At 60.4% G+C, this 25,164-nt stretch carries 23 protein-coding genes; 18 read left to right on the top strand and 5 right to left on the bottom strand.

Annotated elements, in window-relative coordinates:
- Positions 1 to 135 precede the first annotated feature (135 nt).
- On the top strand, positions 136 to 1,182 hold the full coding sequence (pyrC, locus tag HX869_RS24230) for a dihydroorotase (protein WP_003208703.1): 1,047 nt from the start codon (positions 136 to 138) through the stop codon (positions 1,180 to 1,182).
- Positions 1,179 to 1,856: a ribonuclease T gene (gene rnt, locus HX869_RS24225; protein WP_003208704.1), complete on the top strand. Its 678-nt coding sequence runs from the start codon at positions 1,179 to 1,181 to the stop codon at positions 1,854 to 1,856. The genes pyrC and rnt overlap by 4 nt, the downstream gene beginning before the upstream one ends.
- Positions 1,857 to 1,920: 64 nt before the next feature.
- Here rnt and HX869_RS24220 read toward each other — a convergent pair whose 3' ends face one another.
- On the bottom strand, positions 1,921 to 2,523 hold the full coding sequence (locus HX869_RS24220; RefSeq protein WP_003172097.1) for a peroxiredoxin: 603 nt from the start codon (positions 2,521 to 2,523) through the stop codon (positions 1,921 to 1,923).
- A 237-nt stretch (positions 2,524 to 2,760) separates the two neighbouring features.
- Between HX869_RS24220 and HX869_RS24215 the strand changes: the two genes are divergently transcribed.
- Entirely contained in the window at positions 2,761 to 2,979 is a 219-nt protein-coding gene (locus tag HX869_RS24215) for a bacterioferritin-associated ferredoxin (RefSeq protein ID WP_003208706.1), read from the top strand.
- Between the two features lie 200 nt (positions 2,980 to 3,179).
- Positions 3,180 to 3,650, top strand: a complete 471-nt coding sequence (gene bfr / locus HX869_RS24210; RefSeq protein WP_008433502.1) for a bacterioferritin — start codon at positions 3,180 to 3,182, stop codon at positions 3,648 to 3,650.
- A gap of 78 nt (positions 3,651 to 3,728) precedes the next feature.
- On the opposite strand, the gene grxD is transcribed toward bfr, so the two are convergent.
- The gene (gene grxD, locus HX869_RS24205; protein ID WP_003208710.1) at positions 3,729 to 4,067 is read right to left on the bottom strand and encodes a Grx4 family monothiol glutaredoxin; all 339 of its coding nucleotides are present in this window, start codon (positions 4,065 to 4,067) and stop codon (positions 3,729 to 3,731) included.
- 99 nt (positions 4,068 to 4,166) lie between these two features.
- Positions 4,167 to 6,263 carry a molybdopterin oxidoreductase family protein gene (locus HX869_RS24200; RefSeq protein ID WP_178903765.1) on the bottom strand — a complete coding sequence of 699 codons (2,097 nt, stop codon included), beginning with the start codon at positions 6,261 to 6,263 and terminating at the stop codon, positions 4,167 to 4,169.
- Between the two features lie 445 nt (positions 6,264 to 6,708).
- Here HX869_RS24200 and argF point away from each other — a divergent pair, with 445 nt between their 5' ends.
- Entirely contained in the window at positions 6,709 to 7,629 is a 921-nt protein-coding gene (gene argF / locus HX869_RS24195) for an ornithine carbamoyltransferase (RefSeq protein WP_134327267.1), read from the top strand.
- Positions 7,626 to 8,735, top strand: a complete 1,110-nt coding sequence (locus HX869_RS24190) for an ABC transporter ATP-binding protein (protein ID WP_003208716.1) — start codon at positions 7,626 to 7,628, stop codon at positions 8,733 to 8,735. The genes argF and HX869_RS24190 overlap by 4 nt, the downstream gene beginning before the upstream one ends.
- A 10-nt stretch (positions 8,736 to 8,745) precedes the next feature.
- On the opposite strand, the gene ybaK is transcribed toward HX869_RS24190, so the two are convergent.
- Positions 8,746 to 9,216 carry a Cys-tRNA(Pro) deacylase gene (gene ybaK / locus HX869_RS24185; RefSeq protein ID WP_003208718.1) on the bottom strand — a complete coding sequence of 157 codons (471 nt, stop codon included), beginning with the start codon at positions 9,214 to 9,216 and terminating at the stop codon, positions 8,746 to 8,748.
- Positions 9,217 to 9,576: 360 nt separating this feature from the next.
- On the opposite strand from ybaK, the gene HX869_RS24180 reads away from it, so the two are divergent.
- From HX869_RS24180 to glpD, 4 genes are all read left to right on the top strand, one after another.
- Positions 9,577 to 10,431: an MIP/aquaporin family protein gene (locus HX869_RS24180; RefSeq protein ID WP_008433490.1), complete on the top strand. Its 855-nt coding sequence runs from the start codon at positions 9,577 to 9,579 to the stop codon at positions 10,429 to 10,431.
- Positions 10,432 to 10,511: 80 nt separating this feature from the next.
- Positions 10,512 to 12,017, top strand: coding sequence for a glycerol kinase GlpK (gene glpK, locus HX869_RS24175; RefSeq protein WP_003208721.1), 1,506 nt, complete (start codon positions 10,512 to 10,514; stop codon positions 12,015 to 12,017).
- 94 nt (positions 12,018 to 12,111) lie between these two features.
- Complete coding sequence (locus HX869_RS24170) at positions 12,112 to 12,867, top strand: DeoR/GlpR family transcriptional regulator (protein ID WP_003208723.1); 756 nt, start codon at positions 12,112 to 12,114, stop codon at positions 12,865 to 12,867.
- A 173-nt stretch (positions 12,868 to 13,040) separates the two neighbouring features.
- Positions 13,041 to 14,579 carry a glycerol-3-phosphate dehydrogenase gene (glpD, locus tag HX869_RS24165; RefSeq protein ID WP_178903764.1) on the top strand — a complete coding sequence of 513 codons (1,539 nt, stop codon included), beginning with the start codon at positions 13,041 to 13,043 and terminating at the stop codon, positions 14,577 to 14,579.
- 48 nt (positions 14,580 to 14,627) lie between these two features.
- Here the strand turns inward: glpD and HX869_RS24160 are convergent, their stop codons facing one another.
- A complete protein-coding gene (locus HX869_RS24160; protein ID WP_178903763.1) occupies positions 14,628 to 15,350 on the bottom strand; it encodes a tetratricopeptide repeat protein in 723 nt (240 codons plus the stop codon).
- A 125-nt stretch (positions 15,351 to 15,475) separates the two neighbouring features.
- On the opposite strand from HX869_RS24160, the gene HX869_RS24155 reads away from it, so the two are divergent.
- The 8 genes from HX869_RS24155 (at position 15,476) to HX869_RS24120 (ending at position 25,061) form a co-directional block, all read left to right on the top strand.
- The gene (locus HX869_RS24155; RefSeq protein ID WP_177044494.1) at positions 15,476 to 17,800 is read left to right on the top strand and encodes a TonB-dependent siderophore receptor; all 2,325 of its coding nucleotides are present in this window, start codon (positions 15,476 to 15,478) and stop codon (positions 17,798 to 17,800) included.
- 336 nt (positions 17,801 to 18,136) lie between these two features.
- Positions 18,137 to 19,063 carry a glutamate/aspartate ABC transporter substrate-binding protein gene (locus tag HX869_RS24150; protein WP_008433481.1) on the top strand — a complete coding sequence of 309 codons (927 nt, stop codon included), beginning with the start codon at positions 18,137 to 18,139 and terminating at the stop codon, positions 19,061 to 19,063.
- Positions 19,064 to 19,258: 195 nt separating this feature from the next.
- A complete protein-coding gene (locus HX869_RS24145) occupies positions 19,259 to 20,005 on the top strand; it encodes an amino acid ABC transporter permease (protein WP_003208731.1) in 747 nt (248 codons plus the stop codon).
- Complete coding sequence (locus HX869_RS24140; protein ID WP_003208733.1) at positions 20,005 to 20,676, top strand: amino acid ABC transporter permease; 672 nt, start codon at positions 20,005 to 20,007, stop codon at positions 20,674 to 20,676. Before HX869_RS24145 ends, HX869_RS24140 begins: the two co-directional genes overlap by 1 nt.
- Positions 20,673 to 21,407 carry an amino acid ABC transporter ATP-binding protein gene (locus HX869_RS24135; RefSeq protein ID WP_003208734.1) on the top strand — a complete coding sequence of 245 codons (735 nt, stop codon included), beginning with the start codon at positions 20,673 to 20,675 and terminating at the stop codon, positions 21,405 to 21,407. Before HX869_RS24140 ends, HX869_RS24135 begins: the two co-directional genes overlap by 4 nt.
- Before the next feature lie 67 nt (positions 21,408 to 21,474).
- Entirely contained in the window at positions 21,475 to 23,376 is a 1,902-nt protein-coding gene (locus HX869_RS24130) for a sensor histidine kinase (protein ID WP_178903762.1), read from the top strand.
- Positions 23,373 to 24,713: a sigma-54 dependent transcriptional regulator gene (locus tag HX869_RS24125; protein WP_178903761.1), complete on the top strand. Its 1,341-nt coding sequence runs from the start codon at positions 23,373 to 23,375 to the stop codon at positions 24,711 to 24,713. The genes HX869_RS24130 and HX869_RS24125 overlap by 4 nt, the downstream gene beginning before the upstream one ends.
- Before the next feature lie 18 nt (positions 24,714 to 24,731).
- A complete protein-coding gene (locus HX869_RS24120; protein WP_178903787.1) occupies positions 24,732 to 25,061 on the top strand; it encodes a GlpM family protein in 330 nt (109 codons plus the stop codon).
- Positions 25,062 to 25,164: the final 103 nt, after the last annotated feature.

Below are 25,164 nucleotides of genomic sequence, written 5' to 3'. Positions count from 1 at the left end.
CAACACATCAAGGCGTCATACATCGTTAAGGCATACCCAGGGATATCGGTCGCATCCTGCAAAACTTGATAGCGAGTGCCTGCAAGAGTCTTTTCCGGTAGCATTCCCACCAGATTGACCCGCCTGGAATCCCCAATGTCCGACCGCCTGACCCTGCTGCGTCCCGACGACTGGCATATTCATCTTCGCGATGGTGCTGCGTTGCCCCAAACCGTGGCCGATGTAGCGCGCACGTTTGGCCGCGCCATAATCATGCCTAACCTGGTACCTCCGGTGCGTAACGCCGCGGAAGCCGACGCCTATCGCCAGCGCATTCTCGCTGCACGACCGGCCGGCAGCCGCTTCGAACCGTTGATGGTGCTGTACCTGACCGACCGCACCCAGCCCGAAGAAATCCGCCAGGCCAAGGCCAGTGGTTTCGTGCACGCCGCCAAGCTGTACCCGGCCGGCGCGACCACCAACTCCGATTCCGGCGTCACCAGTATCGACAAGATCCTGCCGGCCATCGAAGCCATGGCCGAAGTGGGCATGCCGTTGCTGATCCACGGTGAAGTCACCCGTGGCGATGTCGATGTGTTCGATCGTGAAAAGATCTTCATCGACGAGCACATGCGCCGAGTTGTCGAGCTGTTCCCGACCCTCAAGGTGGTGTTCGAGCACATCACCACCGCCGATGCCGTGCAGTTCGTCACCGAGGCTTCGGCCAACGTCGGCGCGACCATCACCGCGCATCACCTGCTGTACAACCGCAACCACATGCTGGTGGGCGGGATTCGGCCGCACTTCTATTGCCTGCCGATTCTCAAGCGCAACACGCACCAGGTAGCGCTGCTCGATGCCGCCACCAGTGGCAGCGAGAAATTTTTCCTCGGTACCGACTCTGCACCTCACGCCCAACACGCCAAGGAAGCCGCGTGTGGTTGTGCCGGTTGCTATACCGCCTATGCGGCAATCGAGTTGTATGCCGAAGCGTTCGAACAACGCAACGCCCTGGACAAGCTTGAAGGGTTCGCCAGCCTCAACGGCCCGCGTTTCTATGGCCTGCCGGCGAATACCGACCGCATTACCCTGGTCCGTGAAGACTGGACCGCCCCCACCAGCCTGCCGTTTGGCGAGCTGACCGTTATCCCGCTGCGCGCCGGTGAAACACTGCGCTGGCGCCTGCTGGAGGAACACCCGTGAGTGAAGACCATTACGACGACGACCAGGAACACGGCGGCGGTGGTGGCGGTTCCCGTCACCCGATGGCCGAGCGTTTCCGTGGCTACCTGCCGGTTGTCATCGACGTAGAAACCGGCGGCTTCAATTGCGCCACTGACGCGCTGCTGGAAATCGCCGCCACGACCATCGGCATGGATGAACAGGGTTTCGTGTTCCCGGAACACACCCACTTCTTCCGCGTCGAGCCGTTCGAAGGCGCCAACATCGAAGCGGCGGCCCTGGAGTTCACCGGGATCAAGCTTGATCACCCACTGCGCATGGCCGTCAGTGAAGAAGCGGCGCTGACCGACATCTTCCGTGGCGTACGCAAGGCCCTGAAGGCCAATGGCTGCAAACGCGCGATCCTGGTGGGCCACAACAGCAGCTTCGACCTGGGCTTCCTCAACGCCGCCGTGGCGCGCCTGGACATGAAACGCAACCCGTTTCACCCGTTCTCCAGCTTCGACACTGCGACCCTGGCCGGTTTGGCCTATGGCCAGACCGTGCTGGCGAAGGCCTGCCAGGCTGCCGGTATCGACTTCGACGGTCGTGAGGCCCACTCGGCCCGCTACGACACCGAGAAGACGGCCGAGCTGTTCTGCGGCATCGTCAACCGTTGGAAACAGATGGGCGGCTGGGAAGACTTCGGCGACTGAAGCCAAATCCCGCACATAAAAAAACCGGCCTTCTCAGGCCGGTTTTTTTTGCTTCGAACGTGGCTTACAGCTTGCCAGCGTTCTCGGTCAGGTAAGCCGCAACGCCTTCTGGCGAAGCGTTCATGCCCTTGTCGCCTTTTTTCCAGTTGGCAGGGCAGACTTCGCCGTGCTCTTCGTGGAATTGCAGGGCGTCGACCAGACGGATCAGCTCTTCCATGTTACGGCCCAGCGGCAGGTCGTTGATGATCTGCGAGCGTACAACGCCCTTGTCGTCGATCAGGAACGCGCCACGGAATGCCACGCCGCCTTCGGACTCAACGTCGTAGGCCTTGGCGATGTCGTGCTTCATGTCGGCAGCCATGGTGTATTTGACTTTGCCGATGCCGCCATCATTGATGGCGGTGTTGCGCCAGGCGTTGTGGGTGAAATGGGAGTCGATGGAAACGGCAACCACTTCAACATTACGCGCCTTGAAATCGTCCATGCGGTGATCCAGGGCGATCAGCTCCGATGGGCAGACGAAGGTGAAGTCCAGCGGGTAGAAGAACACCAGGCCGTATTTGCCTTTGATGGCTTCAGACAGTTTGAAGCTGTCTACGATTTCGCCATTGCCGAGGACGGCGGGTACGTCGAAATCCGGGGCTTGTTTGCCGACGAGTACGCTCATTGGGTATCTCCTGATGGTGGTGACTGAAGTAAAAGGATCCGTCCCAGTGTGCCGCAGCTAAACGACAAGCCTGTGACGTGATCACGCTTCGTGAAGACCGACCATCATACCGGAAAAAAGCCGTTCGTCAGTGAAGCCGCGCGCAAACACCAAGGCTTGAGAAACTACTTTGACAATCATTCTCGTTAACATTAAGATCCGTCGCACTTAAGCCTTAAACCGCGATGGTTCTCCCTTATGTATGTCTGCCTTTGCACTGGCGTCACCGACGGACAAATCCGCGAAGCAATCTACGAAGGTTGCTGCAGCTACAAGGAAGTACGTGAAACCACCGGCGTTGCCAGCCAATGCGGCAAATGCGCCTGCCTCGCCAAGCAAGTGGTACGGGAAACCCTGACGCAGCTGCAAACTGCCCAGGCTGCGATCCCCTACTCAGCAGAATTTACACACGCTTAATCAGCGTGTTTTAAAGAACCGGACTTAGTGTCCGGTTTTTTTATGCCCGAAATTCAAACAGTTAGCGCCAAGACGCGGAACACAAACATTCTTATTCCGATTAATTTTCATTTATTATTCAATAACTTAGGTTTGACAGTAGTAAATGCGCAGCTCAAACTCCGCCTTATATACAGCGAATACAGGGCAGGACCCCAATCATGAAAGGCGACATCACAGTCATCCAGCAACTCAACAAAATCCTTGCCAATGAACTGGTCGCGATCAATCAGTACTTCCTGCATGCGCGCATGTATGACGATTGGGGCCTGGAAAAGCTGGGCAAGCGTGAATACAAAGAATCCATCAAGGCCATGAAGGACGCTGACGCGCTGATCAAACGCATCCTGTTTCTGGAAGGCCTGCCGAACGTGCAGGACCTGGGCAAGCTGAACATCGGCGAGCACACCCAGGAAATGATCAACTGCGACCTGAACTTCGAGCGCAAGAGCCACACCGACCTGAAGGCCGCCATTGCTCATTGCGAATCCAAGGGCGACTTCGGCAGCCGTGAACTGCTGGAAGATATCCTTGAAGACCAGGAAGAACACATCGACTGGCTGGAAACCCAAATCGGCCTGATCGACAAAGTGACTATCGAGAATTACCTGCAATCGCAGATGGGTGAATAACCCTTCAATTCCCGGCCACTAAAAAGCCCCGCTCTCTTTCGAGAAGCGGGGCTTTTTATTGCCGCGGCCTAAAACAAATCAGGCTTCGGTCTTCGCAGCTGCTTTGGCCGCTGCGTCTTTGATCAGTGCCTGCAACGAACCATCAGCCGCCATTTCGGTGATGATGTCGCTACCGCCGACCAGCTCACCGGCAACCCACAGCTGCGGGAAGGTTGGCCAGTTGGCGTACTTCGGCAGGTTGGCGCGGATTTCCGGGTTCTGCAGGATATCCACGTAGGCGAACTTCTCGCCACATTGCATGATTGCCTGGGAAGCCTTTGCGGAGAAGCCACACTGGGGAGCGTTAGGGGCGCCCTTCATGTAAAGCAGAATAGTGTTGTTGGCAATCTGCTCTTTGATCGTTTCGATGATATCCATGGAACACCTCGGCTGGAACTTTCCGACTCATGGGTCGGCACGGTGGCGCATTGTAACGCAAACCCCAGCGTGACGCTCGGACTCCCCGACAGACAATCCTTACGCCGCCGCCACCTGCACCGGCACGCCGTTCAACGCTGCGTTGCCCGACAGCTCATCCAGTTGCCGCTCATCCGTCAGGTCATTCGCGCTCGCCCCCGGCTGCCCGCTGGCAATGGTCATCTGCACGCCAGGGCGGCCGTGGCCCCAACCGTGGGGCAGGCTGACCACGCCGGGCATCATGTCGAGACTGGCCAACACTTCCACCTCGATCATGCCGATCCGCGAGCTGACCCGTACCCGCTGCCCGTCAGTCAACTGGCGATGGGCAAGGTCATCCGGATGCATCAGCAGTTGATGGCGAGGCTTGCCCTTCACCAGCCGGTGGTAGTTATGCATCCAGGAGTTGTTGCTGCGCACATGCCGGCGGCCGATCAGCAGCAACTCATTCACCTCGGGCACCGGCTGCGCGGCAAAGCGCGCCAGGTCGGCGAGGATTACCGATGGTGCGGCCTGCAGATGGCCATTGGCGGTTTTCAGGCGGCCTGCGAGGTTGGGTTTCAGCGGCCCGAGGTCCAGGCCATGAGGGTGATCGGCCAGCGCGGCAATGGACAACCTGTCACCATAAGGCCCGGCCCGCAGCCCGAAGTCGATCATCTGCGCAGGCGGCATCGTCGGTTTGAGTGTATTACCCGTCTTCTCGGCAAACGCCCGGGCCAGGCCGACGAAGATTTCCCAGTCATGCAACGCACCCTCGGGTTTCGGCAGGATGGCGCGATTGAAACGGGTGACGTTACGCACCGCGAACATATTGAAGGTGGTGTCGTAGTGATCGTTTTCCAGGGCCGAGGTGGACGGCAGGATCAGGTCGGCATAACGCGTGGTCTCGTTGATATACAGGTCGATGCTGACCATGAACTCCAGGCCATCCAGCGCCTGCTCCAGTTGCCGGCCGTTGGGCGTGGAGAGCACCGGATTGCCCGCCACCGTCACCAGCGCACGGATTTGTCCTTCACCCTCAGTGAGCATTTCTTCAGCCAGCGCCGACACCGGCAACTCGCCCCCGTACTCGGGTCGCCCGGAAACCCGGCTTTGCCAGCGATTGAAATGCCCGCCGGAAGTCGAGGCCACCAGGTCGACGGCCGGCGTGGTGCACAAGGCCCCGCCGACTCGATCCAGATTACCGGTCACCAGGTTGATCAACTGCACCAGCCAATGGCACAGCGTGCCGAACGCCTGGGTCGAAACGCCCATGCGGCCATAACACACCGCTGTGTCGGCCGCAGCGAAGTCCCGGGCCAACTGGCGGATCTGCTCGGCGGGCACCGCACATTGACGGCTCATGGCCTCGGCGGTGAATCCGGCCACGGCGTGGCGCACGTCATCCAGGCCGTCCACCGGCAGGTGACTGTCACGGGTCAGGTTCTCGGCAAACAGTGTATTGAGCAATCCGAACAACAACGCCGCATCACCGCCCGGGCGCACGAACAGATGCTGGTCGGCCATCGCCGCCGTCTCGCTGCGGCGCGGATCAACCACCACGACTTTGCCGCCGCGAGCCTGGATGGCCTTCAGGCGCTTCTCTACATCCGGCACGGTCATGATGCTGCCGTTGGACGCCAGCGGGTTGCCGCCGAGGATCAGCATGAAATCGGTATGGTCGATGTCCGGGATCGGCAGCAACAGGCCGTGGCCGTACATCAGGTGGCTGGTGAGGTGGTGGGGTAACTGGTCCACCGAGGTGGCGGAAAAACGATTGCGGGTCTTCAGCTGGCCAAGGAAGTAGTTGCTGTGGGTCATCAGGCCATAGTTGTGCACGCTCGGATTGCCCTGGTACACCGCCACCGCATTCTGCCCGTGACGCGTCTGAATCGCGGCCAGGCGCTCGGCTACAAGTACAAAGGCGTCTTCCCACGGGATCGGCTGCCATTCGCTGCCCACCCGCAACATGGGCTGGTGCAGGCGGTCCGGGTCATTCTGGATGTCTTGCAGGGCCACGGCCTTGGGGCAGATATGGCCACGGCTGAACGTATCCAGGGGGTCGCCCTTGATCGAGGTGATCGCCAGGCTTCCGTCTTCGCCCTGGGTAGTTTCCAGTGTGAGGCCGCAGATGGCTTCGCACAGATGGCAGGCACGGTGGTGGAGAGTCTTGGTCATGGCCAGTCTCTTTTATTGTGGGCTAGGCACTTCGGACGAAAACTATGGCCCGCCCGGGGCAGCAACGCCAGCAACGTTCGTCGTGTGAATCCAGGGGCATCAGGCCAGGCCATGAGGAAACATCAGGAAATGTTTCAGAAGCCTTCGGCAGCCCGCTGAAACCGACGCAGCCCGGCCTCAGCCCGCCCTCACGCATTGCAATGTGGCGCAGCGCCAGTGTACAAATGACCCGCTGCTGTCAGGAAACAGGCTTCAAAAGCGCCCTCCCCGCGTCCTTGAACTCCCCTAAAAACTGTAGCCCTATTGGTAAGACGCGACATTTAATTATAAGATCGCGCCTTCCCCTATTTCGTCGCCCCGTGCGGCTTTCGCCGCAGGTCTCGCCCGTTTTCAAAATAAACCAGGCTTTGAGTATCTGCGGTCTGTTGCAAAAAGGTAGTTAATGATGAGCGCAAGGCACTTTCTCTCCCTGATGGATTGCACGCCCGAAGAGCTGGTCAGCGTGCTCCGTCGAGGCATTGAGCTTAAAGACCTGCGTAACCGCGGCGTACTGTTCGAGCCTTTGAAAAACCGCGTGCTCGGGATGATTTTCGAGAAGTCGTCCACCCGCACCCGCGTGTCTTTCGAAGCCGGCATGATTCAGCTCGGCGGCCAGGCTATCTTCCTGTCACCTCGCGATACCCAACTGGGCCGTGGCGAGCCGATCAGCGATTGCGCGATCGTGATGTCGAGCATGCTGGATGCGGTGATGATCCGTACCTTCGCCCACAGCACCCTGACCGAATTTGCCGCCAACTCCCGAGTGCCCGTGATCAACGGCCTGTCCGATGACCTGCACCCCTGCCAGTTGCTGGCCGACATGCAAACCTTCCTCGAACAGCGCGGCTCGATCCAGGGCAAGACCGTGGCCTGGATCGGCGACGGCAACAACATGTGCAACAGCTATATAGAAGCGGCGATCCAGTTCGACTTCAAATTGCGCGTTGCCTGCCCTGAAGGCTACGAGCCGGATGCACGTTTCCTGGCCGAGGCCGGCGACCGCGTGACCATCGTCCGCGACCCGCGTGAGGCGGTCATCGGCGCACACCTGGTGAGCACCGACGTGTGGACCTCCATGGGCCAGGAAGAGGAAACCGCCAAGCGCCTCAAGCTCTTCGCCCCGTTCCAGGTCACCCGCGCCCTGCTCGACCTGGCCGCGCCGGACGTGCTGTTCATGCACTGCCTGCCCGCCCACCGTGGCGAAGAAATCAGTCTCGACCTGCTGGACGATCAACGTTCAGTAGCCTGGGCCCAGGCGGAAAACCGCCTGCACGCACAAAAAGCCCTGCTCGAGTTTCTGGTTGCCCCAGCGTACCGTCCTGCATGAGCCAGCCACTACTGCTGAACCTGCGCAATCTGGCATGCGGCTATCAAGACCAACGGGTGGTGCAGAACCTCAATCTGCACCTCAACGCCGGCGACATCGGTTGCCTGCTGGGCTCCTCGGGCTGCGGCAAGACCACCACCCTGCGAGCGATTGCCGGGTTTGAGCCGGTGCATGAAGGCGAGATCAGCCTGGCAGGCGAAGTCATTTCCAGCGCCGGTTTCACACTGGCTCCGGAGAAACGTCGGATCGGCATGGTGTTCCAGGACTACGCGCTGTTTCCACACCTCAGCGTGGCCGACAACATCGCCTTCGGCATTCGCAAGCACCCGCAAAAAGAGCGTGTGGTCGCTGAATTGCTGGAACTGGTGAACCTGAAAAACCTCGGCAAGCGCTTCCCCCACGAACTCTCGGGCGGCCAGCAGCAACGCGTCGCCCTGGCTCGCGCCCTGGCGCCGGAACCGCAATTGTTGCTGCTGGACGAACCCTTCTCCAACCTCGACGGCGAACTGCGGCGCAAACTCAGCCACGAAGTACGCGATATCCTCAAGGCGCGGGGCACCAGTGCGATTCTGGTGACCCACGACCAGGAAGAAGCCTTCGCAGTGAGTGACCATGTCGGCGTGTTCAAGGAGGGTCGCCTGGAGCAGTGGGATACGCCCTACAACCTCTATCACGAACCGCTGACACCCTTTGTCGCCAGCTTCATTGGCCAGGGTTACTTCATTCGCGGGCAGTTGAACACGCCGGAATCGGTTACCACCGAACTGGGGGAGTTGCGCGGCAATCGTGCCTACACCTGGCCAACCGGCGGCGCGGTGGATGTGTTGCTGCGCCCGGACGACATCGTTTATGCACCGGACAGCGCCTTGAAGGCGCGGATTGTCGGCAAGACGTTCCTCGGCGCGTCGACCCTGTATCGCTTGCAGCTGCCGACAGGCGCTCAGCTGGAGTCGATCTTCCCCAGCCACGCCGATCACCAGGTCGGTGCCGACGTGGGCATTCGCGTGGCAGCCGAGCACCTGGTGTTGTTCCAGGCCTCAGGCAGCACCGCAGCACAAATCCCTCAGGTTGAGTCAGGCGTTCGACGCTACAACACCGCCTCCTGACGTCAACGCATCACGCCCGGCCAATTTCCGCGAACTTGGCCTGGGTGTGTTCGGCCAGCACTGTCGCTGCCAACTCCACCTCAAGCCCCCTTCTCCCCGCACTGATAAAAATTGTCGGAAACGACTGCGCCGTCACATCGATGAAGGTGCGCAGGCGTTTCTTCTGCCCCAGCGGGCTGATGCCGCCCAACAAGTAACCGGTGGCCCGTTGCGCCGCTGCCGGGTCTGCCATCTCGACCTTTTTTACCCCCGCCGCCTGCGCCAACGCCTTTAAATCCAAACTTCCGACGACCGGCACAACCGCCACCAGCAGCTCGGCTTTTTCACTGCTGGCCAGCAGGGTCTTGAACACCTGCGCCGGGTCCAGGCCCAATTTTTCCGCGGCCTCCAGACCATAGGACGCTGCCTTTGGGTCATGTTCGTAACTGTGAATTCGATGTTCGGCGCGAACTTTTTTCAACAGGTCCAATGCGGGCGTCATGTGGGCTCCAGGCTTGGCAAAAAGGTGAAAAAACAGACAGCCAATTCTAGGCCAACAACAAGCAAAAGGCTCTAGTCCGAAGCCCTCTGCCACGCCCTCACGCGCACCTTCCCTGCCGCTTCCCGCGCCCACGGCACGATCATTCATCACACCAATAATTACAAAATGACCGATCGTTCACTTTCGACCTTTGACAGCCGTCATTCTTGTCTATATTTTTTCGTTTACGAATACTGTAGGAATGCACCTACGGATTCACAGCAGTAAGCCGCGAACAGGATGGGGATCCGCGCCACGGTGAAAATCGCCGATTGCCCGTTGCGGCAAAACGCCAGACAACAACAAAAACAGAGGTTTTCCATGACAACTGCTCTTCAACAGCCTTCACTTTCAAGTCAATGCATGGCCGAATTCCTGGGCACTGCGTTGCTGATCTTCTTCGGTACCGGATGTGTTGCTGCGCTCAAGGTCGCGGGTGCCAGCTTTGGGTTGTGGGAAATCAGTATCATCTGGGGGATCGGCGTCAGCATGGCGATCTACCTGAGCGCCGGTATTTCCGGGGCTCACCTCAATCCGGCGGTCAGTATCGCGCTGTGTATCTTTGCCGATTTCGACAAGCGCAAACTGCCGTTCTACATCATCGCCCAGGTCGCCGGGGCCTTCTGTTCGGCCGCGTTGGTTTACACGCTCTACAGCAACCTGTTTTTCGATTACGAACAAACCCACCACATGATTCGCGGCACCCAGGCCAGCCTGGAACTGGCGTCGGTGTTCTCCACCTACCCGCATCCGCTGCTGGGCACGGCCCAGGCGTTCCTGGTGGAAATGGTCATCACCGCGATCCTGATGGGCGTGATCATGGCCCTGACCGATGACAACAACGGCCTGCCCCGCGGCCCGTTGGCGCCGCTGCTGATTGGTTTGCTGATTGCCGTGATCGGCAGTGCCATGGGCCCGCTGACCGGCTTTGCGATGAACCCGGCCCGTGACTTCGGCCCCAAGCTGATGACCTTTTTCGCCGGTTGGGGTGAAATGGCTTTCACTGGCGGGCGCGACATTCCTTACTTCCTGATTCCGATCTTTGCGCCGATTGTCGGCGCCTGCCTCGGTGCTGCCGCCTATCGCGGGCTGATTGCCCGTCACCTGCCCAGCGCCGCACCTGCTACAACTGATGCAACCGAAGCGGCTGCCACCGCCAAAACCCGTACTTCCTGATGCGATAGCCTGGACCGTACTGCCCTTTTGCGGCCCAGGCTGTTTACTGACTTCCCTATTCTCCGTCCAAGGCAATCGACATGACCGACATTCAGAATAAGAACTACATCATTGCCCTCGATCAGGGCACCACCAGTTCCCGGGCGATCATCTTCGATCGTGACGCCAACGTGGTCTGCACCGCCCAGCGTGAATTCACCCAGCATTACCCGCAAGCCGGCTGGGTCGAACATGACCCGATGGAGATTTTCGCCACCCAGAGCGCGGTGATGGTCGAGGCCCTGGCACAAGCCGGCCTGCACCATGACCAGGTCGCGGCCATCGGTATCACCAACCAGCGTGAAACCACCGTGGTCTGGGACAAAATCACCGGCCGCCCGATCTACAACGCGATCGTCTGGCAATGCCGCCGCAGCACCGAGATCTGCCAGCAGCTCAAGCGCGACGGCCACGAACAATACATCAACGACACCACCGGCCTGGTCACCGATCCGTACTTCTCCGGCACCAAGCTCAAGTGGATCCTCGACAACGTCGAAGGCAGTCGCGAACGTGCGCGTAACGGCGAGCTGCTGTTCGGCACCATCGACAGCTGGCTGATCTGGAAATTTACCGGCGGCAAGACCCACGTCACCGACTACACCAACGCCTCGCGCACCATGCTCTTCAACATCCACACGCTGGAGTGGGATGCCAAGATGCTGGAGATTCTCGACGTGCCGCGCGAAATGCTGCCGGAAGTGAAGTCTTCCTCGGAAATCTATGGTCGCACCAAAAGCGGTATCGCCATCGGCGGTATCGCCGGTGACCAGCAGGCGGCGCTGTTTGGCCAAATGTGCGTAGAACCGGGCCAGGCGAAAAACACCTACGGCACCGGCTGCTTCCTGCTGATGAACACCGGCGACAAGGCGGTGAAATCCAAACACGGCATGCTCACCACCATCGCCTGCGGCCCGCGTGGCGAAGTGGCCTACGCCCTGGAAGGCGCCGTGTTCAACGGCGGTTCCACCGTGCAATGGCTGCGTGATGAGTTGAAGATCATCGCCGATGCCACCGATACCGAATACTTCGCCGGCAAGGTCAAGGACAGCAACGGCGTGTACCTGGTGCCAGCCTTCACCGGCCTGGGCGCTCCGTACTGGGACCCGTATGCCCGTGGTGCGCTGTTCGGCCTGACCCGTGGTGTACGCGTGGATCACATCATTCGTGCAGCCCTGGAGTCGATTGCCTACCAGACCCGCGACGTACTCGATGCCATGCAGCAGGATTCCGGCGAACGCCTCAAATCCCTGCGGGTAGACGGTGGCGCGGTCGCCAACAACTTCCTGATGCAGTTCCAGGCCGACATCCTCGGTACCCAGGTTGAACGCCCACAAATGCGCGAAACCACCGCGTTGGGCGCCGCTTACCTGGCCGGCCTGGCGTGCGGTTTCTGGGGCAGCCTGGACGAACTGCGTGGCAAGGCGGTAATCGAGCGTCAATTCGAACCGCAGCTGGAAGAAGCAGCGAAGGAAAAACTCTACGCCGGCTGGCAGAAAGCAGTCAGCCGCACCCGCGACTGGGAACCCCACGAAGGCGCTGAATAAGCCAAGCGCCGGACGCGCATAGGGTTGTAACTGGCAGGGAGCAGATTCCTGCGTCATCATGGGCCACTTTTTACGGCAGCCCAAAGGACGCACCATGAATCTGCCTCCCCGCCAGCAACAAATCCTCGAACTGGTTCGCGAACGCGGCTATGTGAGTATCGAGGAAATGGCGCAGCTCTTCGTTGTCACCCCGCAAACCATCCGCCGCGATATCAATCAACTGGCGGAAGCCAATCTGTTGCGCCGCTACCATGGCGGCGCAGCCTATGATTCCAGCGTTGAAAACACCGCGTACGCCATGCGTGCCGACCAGATGCGCGACGAAAAACAGCGCATCGGCGAAGCCATCGCCGCGCAAATCCCCGATCACGCCTCGCTGTTTATCAACATCGGTACCACCACCGAATCGATCGCGCGTGCGCTGCTTAACCACAGCCACCTGAAAATCATCACCAATAACCTCAACGTCGCCATGATGCTGAGTGCCAAAGACGACTTCGACGTACTCCTGACCGGCGGCAACGTGCGCCGGGATGGCGGTGTGGTAGGCCAGGCCAGCGTTGACTTCATCAACCAGTTCAAGGTCGATTTCGCCTTGGTGGGCATCAGCGGTATCGATGAAGACGGCAGCCTTCTGGACTTCGATTATCAGGAAGTACGGGTTTCCCAGGCGATCATTGCCAATGCGCGCAAGGTGATCCTGGCGGCGGACTCCAGCAAATTCGGGCGCAACGCCATGATTCGCCTGGGACCGATCAGCTTGATCGATTGTTTAGTCACCGATCAGCAGCCGGTCCCGGCACTGGTGCAACTGTTGAATCAGCACAAGATTCGACTGGAAGTGGTGTAAGCCTATACAGGGGGAGTCCTGCCCCCTGATGTTCACAAATTTTCCTTTCTTCGCCCTTCGATCAGTATTTTCAATCGAAGCGGGCTGGCTGTACCTGCGTTTATAAGCTACCATTTTCGCAAATGAACATTTATGTTCGAATTCCAATACGAAAAAGATTGCGAGGCCAGCCGATGAACCCTTCTACCTTGCCTGCCCCACCGCTTGCCGAAGTCTATGACGTCGCCGTTATCGGTGGCGGGATCAATGGCGTCGGGATTGCAGCAGACGCAGCCGGTCGCGGTTTGTCGGTATTCCTTTGCGAAAAGGACGACCTGGCCAGCCACACTTCCTCCGCGAGCAGCAAGCTGATCCACGGTGGCCTGCGCTACCTGGAGCATTACGAATTCCGCCTGGTGCGCGAAGCCCTGGCTGAACGTGAGGTGCTGTTGGCCAAGGCCCCGCACATCGTCAAGCAGATGCGCTTTGTATTGCCTCACCGCCCGCACCTGCGTCCGGCATGGATGATTCGCGCCGGCCTGTTCCTGTATGACCATCTGGGCAAGCGGGAAAAACTCGAAGGCTCCAAGAGCCTCAAGTTCGGCCCCGACAGCCCGCTGAAAAGCGAAATCACCAAAGGCTTCGAATACTCCGATTGCTGGGTCGACGACGCCCGCCTTGTAGTACTCAACGCCATGGCTGCGCGGGAAAAGGGTGCGCACATCCACACCCAGACCCGTTGCGTCAGCGCACACCGCAGCAAAGGCCTGTGGGAAATGAACATGGAACGTGCCGACGGCAGCCTGTTCTCGATCCGCGCCCGAGCGCTGGTGAACGCCGCCGGCCCGTGGGTGGCCAAGTTCATCAAGGATGACTTGAAGCTGGATTCGCCCTACGGCATCCGTCTGATCCAGGGCAGCCACCTGATCGTACCGAAGCTGTATGAAGGCGCCCACGCGCACATCCTGCAGAACGAAGACCAGCGTATCGTCTTCACCATTCCGTACCTGAATCACCTGACCATCATCGGCACCACCGACCGCGAATACACCGGCGACCCGGCGAAAGTGGCGATTACCGAAGGTGAAACCGACTACATGCTCAATGTGGTCAACGCGCACTTCAAGAAGCAGCTGAGCCGCGATGACATCGTGCACACCTATTCCGGCGTGCGCCCGTTGTGCAACGACGAGTCCGACAACCCGTCGGCCGTGACCCGCGACTACACCCTGGCGCTGTCCGGCACCTCGGACGAGGCGCCGTTGCTGTCGGTGTTCGGCGGCAAGCTGACCACCTACCGCAAGCTGGCCGAATCGGCGATGGCACAACTGGCGCCTTACTTCACGCAGATGCGCCCAAGCTGGACGGCTACAGCCACCCTGCCCGGCGGCGAAAACATGAGCACGCCAGAAGCCCTGGCCGATGCAATCCGTAGCAAATACGACTGGGTGCCGAGCGAGATTGCCCGTCGCTGGTCCACCACTTACGGCAGCCGCACCTGGCGCCTGCTGGAAGGCGTGCAATCGCTGGCGGACATGGGTGACCACCTCGGTGGCGGCCTGTACACCCGCGAAGTCGATTACCTGTGCGCTGAAGAATGGGCCACTCAGCCCCAGGACATCCTGTGGCGCCGCAGCAAGCTGGGCCTGTTCACCACGCCGCAGGAGCAGGAGAACGTGCAGCGTTACCTGTCCAAGGTTGAGCACAACCGCGGCAAGATCGAAGCGGCCTGATCAGCCCGACGTAAAAAAGCCCCTGCACCGAAAGGTCCAGGGGCTTTTTCATGCCTGCAGATGACGCTGATAGCGCAGGCCCATTTCACGAATCCCGCTGAAGGCTGAGCCCAGCAACACGGGATAAGTCGCCTGCAAAAAGCCCGGTGTGGCCGTCGCGAGGGCCCGCTCCAACCATAGGCAGGCTTGCACTTCGTCGCCGTCGTGAGCCAACTCCGCAGCATGGTTGTATTGCCCGCGGAAATCCCCGGCCTCGGCTGAGCGCTGATACCACTGGCGCGCCAGTTGAACATCCTTGGGCACCACCACGCCTTCATGGTGGAACCGACCCAACAGGTTCATCGACTTGGCGTGCCCCTTGGCCGCAGCCTGGCGGAACAGTTCATATGCCGCGACAAGGTCACGCTCCACACCACGGCCACGCGTCAGCAACTGGCCGTAGTTATACAAACCCCAATCCAGCCCCAGATCGGCGGCCTTGCGGTAATGCCGCGCACTGTCTTCCAAGTCGACCTCGCAGCCCCAGCCATTCTCCAGGCAGCGCCCGATCATGTTGATCGCCATGGGGTGACGCTGCCGCGCAGCGATGCGAAACCAGCTCAACCCCAGCGCCTCATCCTTCTGCACGCCACGACCGTCGAGCAGCAGCTGGGCCAGGGTCGCCTGTGCGTCGGCATCTCCCAGCTGTGCCGCATGCATCACCCAGCGCACATAGGCACGCGGGTTATCACCGATATCCGAGGGCTCGCTGCCTGGCTGTGCGCTCTGCATTCCTGCCCCGAGTAGCGATCAAGGACCGCAAAAAGTTTCATGATTTATTTGGTTACAAAGTATTACATTTGAGATCGCTTATCAATTACGATCGCATCTCACTAACACTAACAAGAGATTACTCAATGGCTACCGGCATCAGTTCTGCCCCCCTCTCATCGCGGCATTTGCTCGCGTCGGCAGTGGGCCTGGCAGTGGCTGCGCAAGGAGGATTCAGTTACGCGGCGGAGCCCGCACCAGAAGACAACACAGGGGTCATCCAACTCGGCGCGACCAGCATCGAAGGCCAGGCCCCGAGCCAGAGCGTCTACAACCCTGTGGCGCCTTCTTCCCCCAAGTACACCGAGGCCCTGCGCGACACGCCGCAGACCATCACGGTGGTGCCCAAGGAAGTCATTCATGACCAGAACCTGCTGACCCTGCGCGACGTGCTCAGCACCGTGCCGGGGATCACCTTCGGGGCCGGCGAAGGCGGCAGCGGGTATGGCGACAGCATCAACCTGCGCGGCTTCTCCGCCAGCGGCGACATCTACGTGGACGGCGTGCGCGACAGCGCGCAGTACAGCCGCACCGACCCGTTCAACCTGGAGCAGGTCGAAGTCGTCAGCGGCGCAAGTTCGGTGTATTCCGGCTCCGGCGCGGTCGGTGGCACCATCAACCTGGTGAGCAAACAGCCGGAATTACGCGACAAAACCACCATCAGTGCGGGCATCGGCACCGATAACTACAAGCGCACCACCCTGGACACCAACCAGACGCTGAACGACACCACCGCGTTCCGCCTGAACCTGATGGCCCATGGTAACGACGTGCCTGGCCGCGATTATGAAGATTACGAACGCTGGGGCATCGCGCCCTCCATCGCGTTTGGCCTGGGCACGCCGACACGCGTCACCGTCAGTTACGAGCACCAGAAAGACAACAACACGCCGCAGTACGGCATCCCGATCTACAACGGCAAGCCCATGCCGGGCGTGGGTTGGAGTGACTACTACGGCTACCACAACATCAATGACCAGCAAATCACCTCGGACTCGTTCAGCCTGAAGCTCGAACACGACTTCAACGACGCCGTGTCCGTGCGCAACTTCACCCGCGTCGAGCGGGTGCGCCAGGACCTGCGCGCCTCAGGCCCCGAAGGTGCATTGACCGGCTGCCTGGCCAGCGGCACCCAGATCACCGGCGCCCCTTGCGCCGCAGGCCTGCAGCCGGGCTACTTCCAGCCAAGCGGCGGCTCACTGGGTAACGAGCGCAACACCCAGAACAAGATGTTCACCAACCAGACCGACGTCACCAGCCACTTCAGCACCGGGTTCATCGACCACACGCTGGTGACCGGCATCGCCATCAGCCGCGAGGAATACGAGGCGGATACCGGTAAATGGCTGACCAACGCCAACGGCAGCACCATCGTCCCACCACCGGTCAGCTACAGCGATCCGAACTCCGAATGGTCCGGCCCCGTCAACTTCACCCGGGCCGCCCACATTGACGGCGCGCTGAACAACCGCGCCGCCTATGCCTTCGACACGCTCAAGCTCAACCCACAGTGGGAAATCAACGGCGGCCTGCGTTACGAGCACAACGCCGGCAGCTCGGTGACCAATGCCTATTCCAGCACTGGCGTGGAAACGCCCGGCACTCGCTACGGCCAGGCGGATGACCTGACCTCCTACCGCCTGGCGCTGGTCTACAAACCGGTGGAAAACGGCAGCTTCTATATCGCCTACGGCAACAGCAAGACGCCGTCCCAGGCCAGCGTCAATGGGGGTTGCTACACCCCGGCCAAAAGCTCAAGCATCGCCACCAACAACTGCGATGTTTCCCCGGAAACCGCCGTCAGCTATGAGATCGGCACCAAATGGGACCTGCTCGACAACGCCCTGTCGCTGACGGGCGCGATCTTCCGCAATGACCGCACCAACTATAAAGTCGCCGACAACGACCCGAGCAACCTGAGCGGCACCCAGACCCTCGACGGCAAGGCACGTGCAGACGGTGTGGCGCTGGGCCTGAGCGGCCAACTTACTGACCGCTGGAAGGTCTTCGCCAACTACACCTACCTGAACACTCGTGTGCTGCGCAGCGCCAGCGATTACACCCTGGCGACCACCGGCATCGACGTGCAGAAAGGCGAGCCGCTGACCTTCACCCCCAAACATGCAGCCAGCATCTGGACGGTGTACGACCTGCCCTACGACTTCCAGGTGGGCTACGGCATCACGGCGCAAACCAAGCAGTACCTGGTCAGCGCCGCCAACTCGCCGACTTCCCCCGGCTATGCGGTGCAGCGTGCGATGCTTGGTTACAAGGTCAACAAACAGTTGAACCTGCAGCTGAACATCAACAACCTGTTCGACAAGGAGTACCTCACCCGTATCCGCAACAACGGTTGGGCAGTGCCCGGCGATGGCCGCGCGGCAGTGGTGTCGGCCGACTATACGTTCTGACAGAGCCACACCCAAAAGCCCCGGGAGCCACACTCCCGGGGCTTTTTCATGGGCGATACAGGCCCACGCCGCCATTCGGTTTTCCGAACGCCATAGCTCAACCTATTCGGTTTGCCGGACCAAAACAGGAGAAAAAACCCGTAACACAAAGTTAATCTCTATATAAATCATATGGTTAACCTTTTATTTCTGGTCTGGCACGACTCATGCTCTACACTCGTAGGCGATTGCCTGAGGCGCCTCAGGAGCCGTCACAGGCTTTCGCAGTACTGTTTATATAAAAACGTGGCCGTCCCAACCGGTCTCATAAAAAAAACAAATGTCGAGGAAGTATTGATGCGCATCGTTCCCCATATCCTGGGCGCAGCTATCGCTGCTGCTCTGATCAGCACTCCAGTTTTCGCCGCCGAACTCACCGGCACACTGAAGAAAATCAACGACTCCGGCACGATCACTCTCGCTCACCGCGACAGCTCCATTCCGTTTTCCTATATCGCGGATGGTTCGGGCAAACCCGTGGGCTACTCCCACGACATTCAGCTGGCTATCGTTGAAGCCCTGAAAAAAGACCTGAACAAACCCGACCTGAAGACCAAGTACAACCTGGTCACCTCGCAAACCCGTATCCCGCTGATCCAGAACGGCACCGCGGATATCGAGTGCGGCTCCACCACCAACAACGCCGAACGCGCCCAGCAGGTTGACTTCACCGTCAATATCTTCGAAATCGGCACCCGCCTGCTGGTCAAGAAAGACAAGGAAGGCAAGCCGTCCTACAGCGATTTCGCCGACCTGAAAGGCAAGAACGTCGTGACCACCGCCGGCACCACGTCCGAGCGCATCATCAAGGCGATGAACGCCGACAAGCAGATGGGCATGAACGTCATCTCCGCCAAGGACCACGGCGAGTCCTTCCAGATGCTGGAAAGCGGCCGCGCCGTTGCCTTCATGATGGACGACGCGCTGCTGGCCGGTGAAGAAGCCAAGGCCAAGAAGCCGGACGACTGGGTCATCACCGGTACTCCACAGTCCTTCGAAGCCTACGCCTGCATGGTTCGCAAAGACGACCCAGCCTTCAAGAAGGCCGTGGATGATGCGATCGTCGGCCTGTACAAGTCCGGCGAGATCAACAAGATCTACAGCAAGTGGTTCGAGAGCCCGATCCCACCAAAAGGCCTGAACCTCAACTTCCCGATGAGCGACAAGGTCAAGGATCTGATCGCCAACCCAAGCGACAAGCCAGCGCCTGACGTAAAAATCTGATACCTGACTAAGCTTATGTCCTGAGGGAGCCAACCCTCCCTCAGGCGTCTGTTGCTACCTGCTGGCTTTAATTTTGGAACACTCGACCTGGCGGTTTTCGAGCCGATCGCGTGTGCCTGGCGTTCACCGTCGGGCGGGAAAGGATCTTCCCCAAGCGGGTGCTTGTACATCGATCGATCTCGAGGGGAGACCCTAATGAATTACAACTGGGACTGGGGCGTGTTCTTCAAGTCCACCGGCGTGGGCAGCGAGACTTATCTCGACTGGTACATCGCCGGCTTGGGCTGGACCATTGCCATCGCCGTCGTGGCATGGATTATCGCCTTGCTGCTGGGGTCCATTCTGGGCGTCATGCGCACCGTGCCAAACCGCATCGTATCGGGCATCGCGACCTGCTACGTGGAACTGTTTCGCAACGTACCGCTGCTGGTTCAGCTGTTCATCTGGTATTTCCTGATACCCGACCTGCTGCCGCAGAACCTGCAGGACTGGTACAAACAAGACCTCAACCCGACCACCTCGGCCTACCTGAGCGTTGTGGTGTGCCTGGGCCTGTTCACCGCTGCCCGTGTGTGCGAACAAGTGCGTACCGGCATCCAGGCGCTGCCACGGGGCCAGGAATCCGCCGCGCGCGCCATGGGCTTCAAGCTGCCGCAGATCTACTGGAACGTGCTGCTGCCCCAGGCCTACCGCATCATCATTCCGCCGCTTACCTCGGAATTCCTCAACGTCTTCAAGAACTCCTCCGTGGCGTCCCTGATCGGCTTGATGGAACTGCTGGCGCAAACCAAACAGACCGCCGAGTTCTCGGCCAACCTGTTCGAGGCCTTCACCCTGGCCACGCTGATCTATTTCACCCTGAACATGAGCCTGATGCTGCTGATGCGCGTGGTCGAGAAGAAAGTCGCCGTGCCCGGCCTGATCTCCGTGGGGGGTAAATAATGGACTTCGATTTCAGCGGCATCATCCCCGCCATCCCGGGCCTGTGGAACGGCATGGTCATGACCTTGCAGTTGATGGTCATGGGCGTGGTCGGCGGCATCATCCTGGGTACGATCCTCGCGCTGATGCGCCTGTCGTCCAGCAAACTGCTGTCGCGCCTGGCCGGCGCCTACGTGAACTACTTCCGCTCGATCCCGCTGCTGCTGGTGATCACCTGGTTCTACCTGGCGGTGCCGTTCGTGCTGCGCTGGATCACCGGCGAAGACACCCCGATCGGTGCGTTCACCTCCTGCGTCGTGGCCTTCATGATGTTCGAGGCGGCGTACTTCTGCGAAATCGTGCGGGCCGGCGTGCAGTCGATCCCCAAGGGCCAGATGGCCGCGGCGCAAGCGATGGGCATGACCTACGGCCAGACCATGCGCCTGATCATCCTGCCCCAGGCGTTCCGCAAGATGACCCCGTTGCTGCTGCAACAGTCGATCATCCTGTTCCAGGACACCTCGCTGGTCTACACCGTGGGCCTGGTGGACTTCCTCAACTCCGCCCGTTCCAACGGCGACATCATCGGCCGCTCCAATGAGTTCCTGATCTTCGCCGGTGTCGTCTACTTCATCATCAGCTTTTCCGCCTCGCTGCTGGTCAAGCGTCTGCAAAAAAGGTTTGCCGTATGATCTCTATCAAGAATATCAACAAGTGGTATGGCGACTTCCAGGTGCTGACCGATTGCAGCACCGAGGTTAAAAAAGGCGAAGTGATCGTGGTGTGCGGGCCGTCCGGCTCGGGCAAATCGACCCTGATCAAGTGCGTCAACGCCCTGGAACCGTTCCAGAAAGGCGACGTGGTGGTCGATGGCACCTCCATTGCCGACCCGAAGACCAACCTGCCGAAACTGCGCTCGCGCGTTGGCATGGTGTTCCAGCACTTCGAGCTGTTTCCGCACCTGACCATCACCGAAAACCTGACCATCGCGCAGATCAAGGTATTGGGCCGCAGCAAGGAAGAAGCCACCAAGAAGGGCCTGCAACTGCTGGAGCGCGTCGGCCTGTCGGCTCACGCCCACAAGCACCCGGGCCAGCTTTCCGGCGGCCAGCAACAGCGTGTGGCGATTGCCCGTGCGCTGGCGATGGACCCGATCGTCATGCTGTTCGACGAACCGACCTCGGCCCTCGACCCGGAAATGGTCAACGAAGTGCTCGACGTGATGGTGCAGTTGGCCCAGGAAGGCATGACCATGATGTGCGTGACCCACGAAATGGGTTTCGCCCGCAAGGTAGCCGACCGGGTGATCTTCATGGACGCCGGCAAGATCATCGAAGACTGCCCGAAAGAGGAATTCTTCGGCGACATCAGCGCCCGCTCCGAGCGTGCGCAGCACTTCCTCGAGAAAATCCTGCAGCACTAAGCACTGCCCTGTTGTGGTGGGTCGGGCAACCCCACTCACCACAACTGGTTGACCCAAGGCATCTGTGATGAAATGCGACCCCAACCTCTTTCGCGCCGCGCCGCCATCACTTGCCGTGAAGCCTCGTCTGATTCGCCAATTGTTCCTGCCGCCGCTGATCATCGCCCTGATGATCGGACTGGGTTACGTCGGCTTCTGGATCAGCGAGTTCTATGGGATCCGCACCCTCAGCGATACCGGCGAACGCCAACTGGAATTGCACGCCCGCACCGTCGAGAGCGAACTCAGCAAATACACCTACCTGCCCAGTCTCCTGGAGCTGGAATCCAGCGTCTCCAGGCTGTTGGCCGACCCGAATCAAGAAACCCGCAAAACCGTCAACGACTACCTCGAAGGCCTGAACCGGCGCAGTCGCAGCCGGGCGATCTACGTGATGGACACCACCGGCCGTGTGCTGGCGACCAGCAACTGGCGCGATGCCGACAGTTACCAGGGTGAAGACCTGTCCTTCCGTGCCTATTTCCAGAATGCCGTGCGCGGCCAGCCCGGCCGGTTCTACGGCATCGGCAGCACCAACGGCGAACCCGGCTATTACCTGGCCCATGGTCTGGAAGAGCACGGCAAGATCATCGGCGTCGCCGTGGTCAAGGTACGTCTGGAAGCGCTGGAAGAGCGCTGGCAGCGGGCGCGCCTGGAGGCCTTCGTCAGTGACGAGAATGGCATCATCATTCTCTCCAGCGACCCGGCCCGTCGCCTCAAGTCCGTGCGGCCATTGAGCGATGACACCAAGGACCGCCTTGCCCACAGCCTGCAATACTACTGGGCGACGCTCAACGAGCTGGAACCACTGGCCCGCGAGCGCCTCAACGAAGGCACCGAGAAGTTGACCTTCCCGGCCAACAGCGAAGTGGTGGCCGACGAGCATGAGGTCAGCTACCTGGCCCAGACCCGCCCGCTGAACGACACCCCCTGGAATTTCACCCTGCTCACCCCGCTGAACGACCTGCGCCGGGCCGCCATCAACCAGGGCATCCTGGTGGCCGTAGCCTTTGCGCTGGTGGCATTCCTGCTGATTGCCTGGAACGAGCGCCGCAAGGTGATTGCCACCCGCCTCGCCGCCCGGGAAGCCCTGCAGGAAGCCAATAACCAGCTGGAGCGACGGATTGCCGAACGCACCACCGACCTGCGGGCCAGCAACGAGCGGCTCAAGAGCCAGATTCGCGAGCGGCGCCAGGCCGAGGAAACCTTGCGCCGGGCCCAGGACGAACTGGTGCAGGCCGGCAAACTCGCGGCCATCGGCCAGATGTCCACCAGCATCGCCCATGAATTGAACCAGCCACTGGCCGCCCTGCGTACCCTGTCGGGCAACACCGTGCGCTTCCTTGAGCGTGGGGCGCTGGACACCGCCAGTGCCAACCTCAAGACCATCAACGAACTGATCGACCGCATGGGTCGCATCACCGCCAGCCTGCGCTCCTTTGCCCGGCGTGGCGATGACCAGGGCGAAGCCAATCTGGGCAAGGCGGTGGACGCTACGTTCCAGATCCTCGGCAGTCGCCTGGAGACCCTGCCGCTGACGGTGCACCGCCACTTCAGCAGCGCGCAGTTGCAGATCGACCAGACACGCCTGGAGCAGATCCTGGTCAACCTGATGGGCAACGCCCTGGACGCGATGCAGGCGCAACCGGCCCCCGAACTGTGGCTGGAAGGCGACATCGCCGACGGCAAATATCGCCTGCGGGTACGCGATAACGGCCATGGGATTGCTCCCGAGACCCGCAAGCATTTGTTCGAACCGTTCTTTACCACCAAACCCGGCGAACAAGGCCTGGGCCTCGGCCTCACGCTGTCGGCCAGCCTCGCGGCGGCGACCGGCGGCAACCTCGCCGTCGAGCATCCGGCCAGCGGTGGTACTGCCTTTGTCCTGAGTTTGCCGCTGGCGAGCCCTCAACAAGTCGAGTCGAAATGAACGCAGAAAAAACCACCGACCTGACCGTCCTGATCGTCGAAGACGACCCCCATGTATTGCTCGGCTGCCAGCAAGCCCTGGCCCTGGAAGACATTCCCAGCGTGGGCGTGGGCAGTGCCGAAGAGGCCCTGACCCTCGTCGGTGAAAACTTCGCCGGCATCGTCATCAGCGATATTCGCCTGCCGGGCATCGACGGCCTGGAGTTGCTGACCCGGCTCAAGGCCCTGGATAAAAGCCTGCCGGTGGTGCTGATCACCGGCCACGGCGATATCTCCATGGCCGTGGGCGCGATGCGCAACGGCGCCTATGACTTCATGGAGAAACCCTTCTCTCCCGAGCGCCTGGTGGACGTAGCCCGCCGCGCCCTGGAACAACGCGGTTTGGCCCGGGAAGTCTGGTCGCTGCGCCGGCAACTGGCCGAGCGCAATTCGCTGGAAGGCCGGATCATCGGTCGCTCCCCGGCCATGCAGAACCTGCGGGAATTGATCGCCAACGTCGCCGACACCTCGGCCAACGTGTTGATCGAGGGCGAGACCGGCACCGGCAAGGAATTGGTCGCGCGCTGCCTGCACGATTTCAGCCGGCGCCACTCCCACCAGTTCGTCGCCTTGAACTGCGGCGGCCTGCCGGAGAACCTGTTCGAAAGCGAAATCTTCGGCCACGAAGCCAACGCGTTCACCGGTGCCGGCAAGCGCCGCATCGGCAAGATCGAACACGCCCACGAAGGCACGCTGTTCCTCGACGAAGTGGAAAGCATGCCGATGAACCTGCAGATCAAGCTGCTGCGGGTGTTGCAGGAACGCACCCTGGAACGCCTGGGCTCGAACCAGAGCGTGGCGGTGGATTGCCGGGTGATCGCCGCGACCAAGTCCGACCTCGACGACCTGAGCCGCGCCAACCAGTTTCGCAGCGACCTGTACTACCGCCTTAACGTGGTGACCCTGGAACTGCCGCCGCTGCGTGAACGCCGCGAAGACATCCTGCAGTTGTTCGAACACTTCCTGCAGCAGTCGTCGCTGCGTTTCGACCGCACCGCGCCGGACCTCGACAACCAAACCCTGTCCAGCCTGATGAGCCATGACTGGCCGGGCAACGTGCGTGAACTGCGCAACGTGGCCGAGCGGTTTGCCCTCGGTTTGCCGGCGTTCAAGAAAAGCGGCGCCAGCAGCGGCAACCATGGGCTGGCCTTTACCGAAGCGGTGGAGGCGTTCGAGCGCAACCTGCTCAACGATGCCTTGCAACGCAGCGGCGGCAACCTGACCCAGGCCAGCCAGGAACTGGGGATGGCCAAGACCACGTTGTTCGACAAGGTCAAGAAGTACGGGCTGAGCCACTAGGAGCGCATTGTGGATTTATTGTTGAAGGCGGCATTGGGTGCGGGGGTGGTGCTTATTCTGGCGGCGCTGGCCAAGACCAAGAACTACTACATCGCCGGGTTGGTGCCGCTGTTTCCCACGTTCGCGTTGATTGCGCATTACATTGTCGGCAAGGGTCGGTCGGTGGAGGATTTGAAGACCACCATCGTGTTCGGGATGTGGTCGATCATTCCGTACTTTGTGTACCTGGCGACGTTGTATGTGATGGTTGACCGGATGCGTCTGGAGGCTTCGCTGGCGGTGGCGGCGGTAGCGTGGTTGATGGCGGCTACGATTTTGGTCAGCGTTTGGGTCCGGGTACACACCTGACATACACCTATCAAAGATGCGGAGCCGGGTGGGTGTGTATATCCGTTATTTAGGTAACGGCCGCTATTGGTTCCGCTCTTACAGCGGCTCACTTTTGAACAGC

The organism is Pseudomonas sp. P7779 (assembly GCF_013386315.1).
Taxonomy (GTDB): domain Bacteria; phylum Pseudomonadota; class Gammaproteobacteria; order Pseudomonadales; family Pseudomonadaceae; genus Aquipseudomonas.
The sequence above is the reverse complement of the archived record's forward strand: the minus strand, read 5'-3'. Positions and strand labels throughout refer to the sequence as shown.